The sequence below is a fragment of the Pediococcus damnosus genome, assembly GCF_001437255.1.
In the GTDB taxonomy this organism is placed as follows: domain Bacteria; phylum Bacillota; class Bacilli; order Lactobacillales; family Lactobacillaceae; genus Pediococcus; species Pediococcus damnosus.
Window position 1 is genome coordinate 1 of the sequence record NZ_JQBD01000070.1, and the last position, 10,148, is coordinate 10,148.

The 10,148-nt window shown below is 39.4% G+C and carries 7 protein-coding genes and 2 tRNA genes; 4 read left to right on the forward strand and 5 right to left on the reverse strand.

The features are described 5' to 3' along the window. Positions 1-81 precede the first annotated feature (81 nt). Positions 82-879, reverse strand: coding sequence for a pyrroline-5-carboxylate reductase (gene proC, locus IV84_RS08150; protein WP_056986384.1), 798 nt, complete (start codon positions 877-879; stop codon positions 82-84). Positions 880-1,173: 294 nt separating this feature from the next. Here proC and asnB point away from each other — a divergent pair, with 294 nt between their 5' ends. The 4 genes from asnB (at position 1,174) to IV84_RS08170 (ending at position 7,157) form a co-directional block, all read left to right on the forward strand. Beyond that, positions 1,174-3,051, forward strand: a complete 1,878-nt coding sequence (gene asnB, locus IV84_RS08155) for an asparagine synthase (glutamine-hydrolyzing) (protein WP_056986385.1) — start codon at positions 1,174-1,176, stop codon at positions 3,049-3,051. Further along, complete coding sequence (dapG, locus tag IV84_RS08160) at positions 3,048-4,277, forward strand: aspartate kinase (RefSeq protein WP_226996027.1); 1,230 nt, start codon at positions 3,048-3,050, stop codon at positions 4,275-4,277. Before asnB ends, dapG begins: the two co-directional genes overlap by 4 nt. 19 nt (positions 4,278-4,296) lie before the next feature. After that, positions 4,297-5,790 (forward strand): UDP-N-acetylmuramoyl-L-alanyl-D-glutamate--2,6-diaminopimelate ligase, encoded by a 1,494-nt coding sequence (locus IV84_RS08165; protein ID WP_046872058.1) that lies wholly within the window; start codon positions 4,297-4,299, stop codon positions 5,788-5,790. 503 nt (positions 5,791-6,293) lie between these two features. Then, positions 6,294-7,157: a GW dipeptide domain-containing protein gene (locus tag IV84_RS08170; RefSeq protein WP_046872059.1), complete on the forward strand. Its 864-nt coding sequence runs from the start codon at positions 6,294-6,296 to the stop codon at positions 7,155-7,157. Between the two features lie 206 nt (positions 7,158-7,363). Here the strand turns inward: IV84_RS08170 and IV84_RS08175 are convergent. From IV84_RS08175 to IV84_RS08190, 4 genes are all read right to left on the reverse strand, one after another. Continuing rightward, positions 7,364-7,435 (reverse strand) — tRNA-Gln (locus IV84_RS08175). Between the two features lie 9 nt (positions 7,436-7,444). Next, positions 7,445-7,527 (reverse strand) — tRNA-Tyr (locus IV84_RS08180). A gap of 106 nt (positions 7,528-7,633) precedes the next feature. Then, positions 7,634-8,455 carry a metallophosphoesterase gene (locus IV84_RS08185; RefSeq protein WP_056986386.1) on the reverse strand — a complete coding sequence of 274 codons (822 nt, stop codon included), beginning with the start codon at positions 8,453-8,455 and terminating at the stop codon, positions 7,634-7,636. Between the two features lie 132 nt (positions 8,456-8,587). Further along, a complete protein-coding gene (locus IV84_RS08190) occupies positions 8,588-10,066 on the reverse strand; it encodes a peptide MFS transporter (RefSeq protein WP_226996026.1) in 1,479 nt (492 codons plus the stop codon). Positions 10,067-10,148: the final 82 nt, after the last annotated feature.

Below are 10,148 nucleotides of genomic sequence, written 5' to 3' on the forward strand. Positions count from 1 at the left end.
TTACATACTTGACTTATCACCACAAGGCTTAGAAATTTACAATCAAATTTCTAAGGGGGTTTTCAGTTCTCGTAAAATATTCTATTCTTCTTTTTCTTTGCCAATTGTTGCATCAATTCCCTTTACAACGGCAGTCATAAATCCGGCCTCCTCCATCGCCAAAAAGCCTGCCACTGTGATACCACCAGGTGAAGACACTTTATCAATCAAGGCTGCCGGGTTTTCGTCAGATTCAAGAACCATCTTGGCACTACCGTTAACCACTTGGGCAGCAATTTCAGTAGCAGCCTGCTTATTCAACCCATATTTAACGCCTGCTCGTGATAACGCATCAATGAAAAAATAGGCATATGCGGGCGCACTACCAGCGATGGCACCAAATGTACTGAAATCATCCTCAGAAATTTCCATTACTTTACCGACCAGTTCAAAAACTTTTTTACCATTTTTAAATGGTGCTAAATTCAGATTAAGCTGTCCACTAGCTGCAAGACCAGTCATCCCTTCACCAATTTCAACGTTTACATTAGGCATCACGCGTAAAACCGGTCGTTCACCAATAATCGTCTGTATGTGGGCAATGTCTAATCTGGAAACTACTGAAGCCAATAGTTTTCCGTCACTTTGCAAGGCATCTTTGATTTCACCTAGCACTTTTTCTGCAATCATTGGTTGAACTGCTAGCACCACAACGTCAGCCTTTTGAGCAACCATTGCATTACTAGTTTCAATTACTAACTGGTTCTGTTTTGCAAAACCCTCGTAGTGCTCCAGATGACCACTATGTACCAAGATATCTTCGCCAGAGAATCCTGCCCTAACCATTCCTGTAATAATCGCCTTTGCCATGTTTCCAACCCCAATAAATCCAACTTTCATATTTAAACCCTCTCGCTTTCGTATTAAATATCTTTATTTTATCATGCTTGCGGGTAATAACGTTCTTTGTAAGCGTCTATCTTTAGTTTGCTGCTAGGCTAGCTTAAAATTAAATCTACTTTCACTTGTAAAAATTGCGGTGCCTACAACCCTTTTTAAAGTTGATTTAATCTGATCCCCTTATAGTTCTGAGTATGCACCATATAGTAACTTCGTTTGTGATTCGTCAAATATCTATTTTTGATGATCCGTAATCCAAACGAAAGATCAAGGAAAATAAGGAGGTCATTTTTCATGTGTGGATTTGCTGGCTGTTTAACCAATCATTCTCTAACTGAAAAAGCTTCAGATAACCAAACCGTGCATACCATGACGAAAATGTTGGTTCATCGTGGCCCTGATGACAGTGGGTACTTTTCAGATGATCACATTACTATGGGTTTTCGCCGGCTAAGCATTATTGATTTAGACGGTGGCCACCAGCCGCTTTCTTACGATGACGAACGTTATTGGCTAACTTTTAATGGCGAAATTTATAATTTTATTGAATTACGTGAAAACCTCATTAAAGATGGCTACACGTTTAAAACTAAATCCGATTCTGAAGTTATCTTGGCTCTATACGCAAAATATCAGGCAGCTGCTACCAAATATTTACGTGGTATGTTTGCTTTCGTAATTTGGGATAAAAAGACTAAAACCCTTTTTGCAGCGCGCGATCAATTTGGAATCAAACCTTTCTACTACGCTATTCAAGGCGATAATTTCTATTATGCATCCGAAAGTAAGGCCATTTATAAAATCTTGAAAGAAAAGACTTTTAATGAGGATGCTCTGCAAGATTACATGACCTTTCAATTTGTGCCTGAACCAGAAACGCTCACAAACGAAATCCAAATGTTGGCTCCTGGTTGCACATTGACTAAAGAATTGAAAAAAGCGCCTGTCATCAATCGCTATTTTTATCGTGAATTTCATCCCGTTATCAAACCTGAAGCGGATTATATCAAGAGTGTCCGTGATAGCCTCATTGACTCGGTCAAAATGCATATGCGTTCTGATGTCCCGGTCGGTTCTTTCTTATCTGGTGGCATTGATTCCTCAATTATTGTCGCTATCGCCAGAAATTTCAATCCTCACTTGGAAACAATTTCAGTCGGATTTGAACGTGCTGGCTACAGTGAGCTAGATGTTGCCAAAGAAACGGCCGAAAAGTTAAACGTCAAAAATTACAGCATGATCATCACTCCAGAAGAGTTTATGAAAGCTTTCCCTAATTTTGTCTTTAGTATGGATGATCCCTTAGCCGATCCGGCGGCAGTTCCTCAATATTTTTTAGCAAAGGAAGCTGTTAGACACGTTAAAGTTGCTTTAACAGGAGAAGGCGCTGACGAATTGTTCGGTGGCTATACCATCTATCACGAACCGGAGTCGTTGAAAATGTTTAGTTATACCCAACCGCTGAACCGGGCGCTGAACCACCTTGCGACGTTGATACCTGAGGGCGTTAAAGGTCGCTCATTTCTACTGCGTGGCACAACCCCTCTTCAGGACCGTTACGTTGGCAATGCCTTTATCTTCAATGAACATGAAAAACAAAGTTTCTTTAAAAACTATGATTATGATCATCCATTTCAAAAAATTACCAAGCCTTTTTATGACGAATCTAAATCATATGATCCGATTACGCAAATGCAATTTATCGATATGCACACTTGGTTAAACGGCGATTTATTGCACAATGCTGATCGCACCACCATGGCCCATAGCTTAGAGTTGCGCACCCCTTTTGTTGATCGGGAAGTTTATAAAGTGGCATCAACCATCCCCGCCAATTTGCGAATTACGCATGACACCACAAAGTATATTTTACGAAAGGCTGCTGAAGGAATCGTTCCTGACCATGTTTTAAATCGAAAAAAACTCGGTTTTCCAGTTCCGATTCGGTTTTGGTTAAAAGACGAAATGTACGACTGGGCTCGTTCAATCATTAATGAATCGCAAACTGGTCAATACCTAAATAAAGATTATTTTTTAAAATTATTAGAAGATCATCGTCATAATGTTCGTGATAATTCCCGAAAGTTATGGACGGTCTTAACATTCATGACCTGGCACAAACTTTATGTAGAAGCACCGATACTCGAGCAGCCGAAGGAGTTGATAAAGTGAAAACGAACATCATCGTCCAAAAATTTGGTGGGTCTTCTGTTAAAGATGGACCAACCCGGCTTAAAGCCTTGCAGCACGTGAAATTAGCAGTAAGCCAAGGTAATAAAGTTATCGTTGTCGTATCAGCCTTTAGAAGCCGGCAAACTCCTTATGCAACCGATGCACTTTTAAACCTCGTTCATGGTGACCAAAATAAGCTTTCCAATCGTGAACGTGACATGTTGATGTCAGTTGGTGAAACCATTTCTGCCACCGTATTTACCGAATTGGCTCGTGAGCAAGGATTAACTGCCATGGCGCTAACTGGTCACGACGCCGGCATTATCACAAGCAACGAATTTCAAAACGCTAAAATTTTAAAAGTCGATCCACAACCAATTCAAAACGCCTTTAAAAAAGTTGACGTTGTGGTTGTGACCGGTTTTCAAGGTGCCACCAAAAACGGTCAAATTACCACGCTTGGCCGTGGCGGTTCCGATGTCTCTGCTGTTGCCTTAGGAGCAGCGCTAAAGACTAAGCGCGTAGACATCTTCACAGATGTTGAAGGCATTATGACAGCCGATCCCCGTCTGGTCACTCACGCTCGCTGTCTCAAAATTATTGGTTATAACGAATTGGCTAATTTGGCCATCAACGGTGCTCGCGTGATTCATCCCCAAGCAGTTGAAATTGCTAAGCAAGCCAACCTTCCGATGCACATTCGAGCAACTTATCAATCACCAACTGAATTAGGAACATTGGTGACCAATCAATTGGCACCTATTAAACGTTACCGTTCCGTAACTGGGATTGCGCATCAGACAGGCCTTACTCAGTTTTCAGTTTCAACAAATGAAGATACTTCTGCAGAGATATTTCAATTACTGGCAACCCATAAATTAAGCATTGATTTCATTAGTATCACCCGTCACCGAGTTGTATTTAATTTAGTTAACGGTGCTGCCAGCAATGCCAAAAAACTTTTATCACGAGAGAATATTGCTTATCAAACTATTACGGACTGCGCCAAGGTATCAATTGTTGGTGCAGGCATGTCCGGCACACCCGGCATCACTGCCCGAATCGTGACCACCTTGTTAGCTAATCACATCGACATTTTGCAATCGGCGGATAGCTACACAACCATCTGGATCCTTATCAAACAATCTGATTTAAAAACCGCTTTAAATGTTTTACATGATGAATTTTTAAACGTGTATCAACACATAAAAGTTCAAGAACAATAAATCTAAGGAGGAACCCTCAATGAAAGTTACCCAATTAATTGACAGTCTCAAATTCAAACAAATTTATCCAGCAATTACCACGGATTTTGATGTGACCATGCTGACCCAAGATACCCGTGAAGTGCAACCTGGTGCCATGTTTATTGCCGTAAATGGGTATCACATTGATGGCCACAAATTAGCCGCTCAGGCCGTTGAAAAAGGAGCCATAATCGTTGTTGCTCAAGAACGGATTAATGTTTCCGTTCCCGTTGTCTATGTTCAAAATACTGAACGCGCCATGGCCATTTTAGCTGACGTTTTTTATCAAGCACCAAGTCAGTCAATGCGTATGATTGGGGTAACGGGTACTAACGGTAAAACAACGGTAACCCACCTAATTGAACAGATTTATCGTGATCAAAATCAGGCTACTGGTTTAATGGGTACCATGTATCGCAAAATTAAGGATGAAACTCTGCCAACGAATAATACGACTTCGGACGCCATTACGACCCAACGGACTCTGGCAAAGATGCATCAAGAAAACGTTGAAACAGTTGCCATGGAAGTTTCTTCGATTGCTTTGGATCTTGGCCGCGTTTGGGGCATTGATTTTGATATAGCTGTTTTCACAAATCTTACCCGTGATCATCTTGACTTTCACAAAACAATGGCAAATTATATTCACGCCAAAAGTCTCTTGTTTGCCCAGTTAGGAAATAAATATACCGCAAGCGGAACAACCAAAGTAGCTGTTTTGAATACGGATGATCCGGTTGGTCGTGAATTTGAACAATACACGGCCGCACACGTGTTAACGTATGGGCTAAACCCTGATGCCATGATTAGAGCCCAAAATATTCAAATTTGTAGTTACGGCACTGAATTTGATCTAGCCGTTTTTGGTGAGGTTACTCATGTCACGATGAAATTGATTGGGAAATTTAATGTGTACAATATGTTAGCGGCGTTTGCGGCCGCTTATGCCAGCGGTTTACCTTCTAATCAGATCATTAAGTCGTTAGAAAAGGTCACCGGAGTTAAGGGTCGGTTTCAATCCATCCCCTCTCATACTGGCGTTCGTGTGATTGTGGATTACTCACACACACCTGACAGCCTTTTAAACGCCTTAAAGACCATTCATTCCTTTGCAAAACAAGACGTCTATTGTGTTATTGGTTGCGGTGGCGATCGTGATCATGGAAAGCGTGCGCAGATGGCAAAAATTGCCGTTGAAAACAGTACAAAGCCCATTTTCACGTCAGACAACCCTCGCACCGAAGACCCAGAAAATATTCTTTGTGACATGATTGCTGGTGTCCCAGAGACAAAAGTTCCGGTATATATTGACCGTCATGAAGCCATTCAACAGGCCATTCAGGATGCTAAACCAGGTGATGTCGTTTTAATTGCAGGAAAGGGACATGAAGATTACCAGCTCATCGGTTGTACCAAGCATCACTTTGATGACAGTGAGGAAGCTGCTAAAGATCTTGCCTTGAGACCCGTTATTGATCAAAAATTAGCTTAGAAAAAAGAAGTTCTAGATAACAACTAGTGTGTGCTAAACACACCAACTGTAATCTAAAACCTCTTTTTTATTATGAATCAAACAAGGCTAATTTATTATGAAACTATCTAGCAAAATGCCCAATTAAGATCCAACTAATTAGTAAAATCAAAAGAATACAAAAAACAATATTGCGAGTATTCTTGGCCCTCAAAGATAAGAAAAAATAAAAGAAGACGACGATATACCAACATATCAAGATGGGATAATATGTAATTGGGAAAATCAGTGTCACTACGATTGACGCAAGAACAATCATCATTCCCCATTTATTGACCCATTTGTTAAAATTTTCCAATTTATCCATCCTTACTTATAAATTATTGTTACTGGCTCATCCAGCTATTTATTATTGTACAACATTTCATTTTATTTATTTTAATGACATATTGTGTCATCTGCCTATTGTACACTGTCCATGGTTATTTTAAATAACTAAACGGAAAAACAGGAGGAGTTTTACAATGAACAAAAAGTTAAGAATCAAGAAATCTATACTTGCTTTACTGGCAGGCGTTTCAATGCTGGGGATCGGTGTGGGCGCAAGCTCTATATTAAATGATTCAGTGAGTGTACATGCAGAAACCATTGCTGGAAATTCTCAATATTCACCTACGATCCATATTAAAGTAATGGTTGGCAATAAGATGCGTGATCTAATTCCCTCCTATGCAGGTAACGGTGTTGGAAAAAAGAATATGAAAGGAATATTATGGGCACCAAATATCTCAGGTTATACTCCTAATATCAAAGGTTCAATAAATTTCACGTATAACGGAACTACTAAGTTAACCAAACTATCCAAAAAGTTATATTACACAAAAACAGCAACTCCAGTAACTTATAAAAACCAAAAATTATCAAAACAAGTTAAATTAGCACCCGGCCATGACTTTTATAACCATGTTCCTGGCAGCAAATACACTGCCAAACGCACTCATTACGGTAAAACCTACAAAGGCAAGACAATCACCATCAATATGAGTGGCGTTAAGAAAGGTACCAAAACACCTTACTATCGTTGCTCTTACAAAGGCAAAAATATTGGTTGGATTTACGGTGGTGCCCTCGCAAACGTGACAAGTTATAAAACAGTAAAGAAGACTGCTACTGTGATTGCAAAACCAACAAACAATTTTTACAACCACGTAACTTTAAGTACCTACGCGACCAAATTAACGCATTTTGGTAAAACTTACAAAAACAAGAAAGTAACCATCAACATGCAAGCTACCCGCCAAGGAACCAAGACCCCTTATTATCGTTGTTCAGTAAGTGGTAAAAATATCGGTTGGATTTACGGCGGCGCATTATCTAACTTCCGTTAAAACTAATAAATAATTACCATGGATACACAAAAATGACTGCCGACTAAGGTAGCCATTTTTTATTTTCAATTTCTATTATGATCATAATAGAAATTGAAAGAACAAGCTTTCAACAATATTGATTCTCATTCAAAGTTAAGGGATAATTTTAAAAAAGAGCTGTTATATCAACCTTTACGATTGAATAACAGCTCTTAACATATATATTGGGCTAGATGGGATCGAACCATCGCATCTCGGGATCAAAACCCGATGCCTTACCGCTTGGCTATAGCCCATTCATAAAATGGAAGGGAGTGGATTCGAACCACCGAACCCGAAGGAGCGGATTTACAGTCCGCCGCGTTTAGCCAGACTTCGCTACCCTTCCCTATGAATTGCTTCAACGTTTGAAACGCATCCGACTAAAATATGATACCGAAAATCCAGACAAATATCAAGTACTTTCAGCAAATTTGTTAAAATAATTTGTAAAATTATAATTCAAAACAAGCTAATCGCGCTTGCCATTCTTCTAAAAACGTTTCATGTTGCCATTCATTAATCCTCTTATTATGATACCCCACTGCTTGATTATAGTACACCGTTTTTGCGAATTTTTTCGGTTTAGGATGAATATGCATATGTCCAAACACCACTATTTCTGTTCCAAACTGCTCCAACAATTTTCCCAGGCGTTCGCTACCCATATAGGCATTAGCCATATTCCACAAGTTGCCTTCTGGTGCATATCGAATATAATCCCGTCTTGGTACAAAATGCGTATAGTATAAAACGCGTTTTTGAGCCTTCTCAGCCATTTTCAGCTGTTTCGTACTCTCATCCAAAACTAAGTCCATTCGTTCAGTATCAGTCATTGGTTGCTGAATAGAGCTATCTATCCAGTAGGCACGTTTCCAAGTTTCAAAATCAGCAACTGTTTTGCCAGAAACATTATCGGCAAAGCTATAATCATACCAGCCATTATTGCCAATCACACGCCAATTTGTTCCAGGGACATCTAAAAATTGATTGTGCATGTAACTATCATCCAATGCACTTTCAAGCTCACTGAAAGTAACTCCTTTAACCATGTCGTGATTACCGGCAATAAATTTAACAACTGTCTGTGATCTCAACTCTGTTTGCAAACGATGCACGTAATTTAAACTTTTTTCAAAGTCATTAAATAAGTCTCCAGCAATCAAGTAAATACCAACCTCTTTACTTGCCAAATACTCAGCTTGTCTTTTTATCATCTCGTCAACATCCAGGCGATTAACATCGAAATGATTATCACTAGTAACTGCAATTTTCATAATCTCACCCCTAACAATCTGAATCTATTTAAAGCTAATTTTACACTAACCATTAGTCGACATCTCACGAAAGACTCAATGTAAATAAAAAGACCAGTTCTGAGAGCAGAAACTGATCTAATCTTTTTAGTTTTAATTGATACCAACCATTTTTGAAGAAATCCACCGCGATATAAGTAACAGCAGGAAGCCAAAAACAATACTGACAGAGCCAACAATTAAGAAGTAAGGAACTTCTGTAGCAGTACTATAAAAGCGCACAATCTGCGAGTTAATAGCTTGCCCAGCTGCATCAGCCAAGAACCACATACTCATCATCTGGGATCCAAAAGCCTTTGGCGCTAGTTTTGTCGTAACCGACAATCCAATTGGTGAGATAAGCATTTCGCCAATTTCTACAATTGCCCAACTGCCAACTAACCAAAGTGGACTAACTTTCCCGGATGTTCCAAAAAGGATTCCAGGAAGGGCAATGAACAGATACGAAAGTCCAGCAAACCCTAATCCATAAGAAAACTTATGTGGTGATGATGGCTGGCGGTTTCCTAATTTAATCCACATCCATGCAAAGAATGGTGTATAAAGCATAATAAACAATGGATTTAAGGATTGAAACTGCGATGCCGACAACGTTATAGCGCCTAAATGTAATTGAGTTCTTTGTGCGGCAAATAAAGCAAGAACGGTTGAACCTTGTTCTTCAATAGCCCAAAAGATAACAGCTGCAATAAACAAAGGCACATAAGCTAATAATCGTGAACGTTCAATTTTAGTAACTTTACTACTTGAAAACATGAGGACAAAGTATACGATTGGCGTCGTTACAGCAATCACACTTAATAACAAGATAACATTTTCAATGTTCATAATATTTGCAAGTTTCATCGCAAGTAAAATCAACGCAAAAACGACTATTCCAAGGGTAACCGACCATTCAATTTTACGGGCATTTTTAGGATCAATAGGATCTGAAGGATACAGACTATCTTTGTTAAGATACTTCTTACCACCAAAATAATACTGTACTAATCCAAAGAACATACCAATCGCTGCAAGAGAGAATCCAGCATGAAAACTAACGTGCCCGCCGACCCAGCCAACTAACTGAGGCGCAACTAACGACCCTAAATTAATACCAAAAACGAAGATACTGAATCCAGAGTCACGACGAATATCATCTTCTGTATATAATCCACCGACCATTTCCGAAACGTTAGGCTTCAATAAACCAGTACCTATTACGATCAAAGCAATTGATATAAATAAGCCCGGAGCACCCAAGGGTAAGGATAAGGCAATATGACCAAACATAATGAAGATCCCGCCTAAAAAGACGGTCCTTCTTGGTCCCAAAATTCGGTCACTAACAAATCCACCGATAACACTTGTAAGATATACTAGTGATCCATAAATGGACATAATTGAAGCGGCGGTTGTTTGGCTAAAACCAAGTCCGCCTTTTGATACTGCGTAGTACATATAGAAGAGTAAAATGGCTCGCATTCCATAGTAACTGAAACGCTCCCACATCTCCGTGTAGAACAACGTTGATAATCCCCTTGGCTGTCCAAAGAAGGACTTATCATCGCTCACGTCGTTTTTGTTATTCAATTTCTTTCTTCCTCCAAACATCTCTCCGAAATTATGTGACATCATTTTTAGGATTCTACAATATCTGTTGTTGGTAATAGAT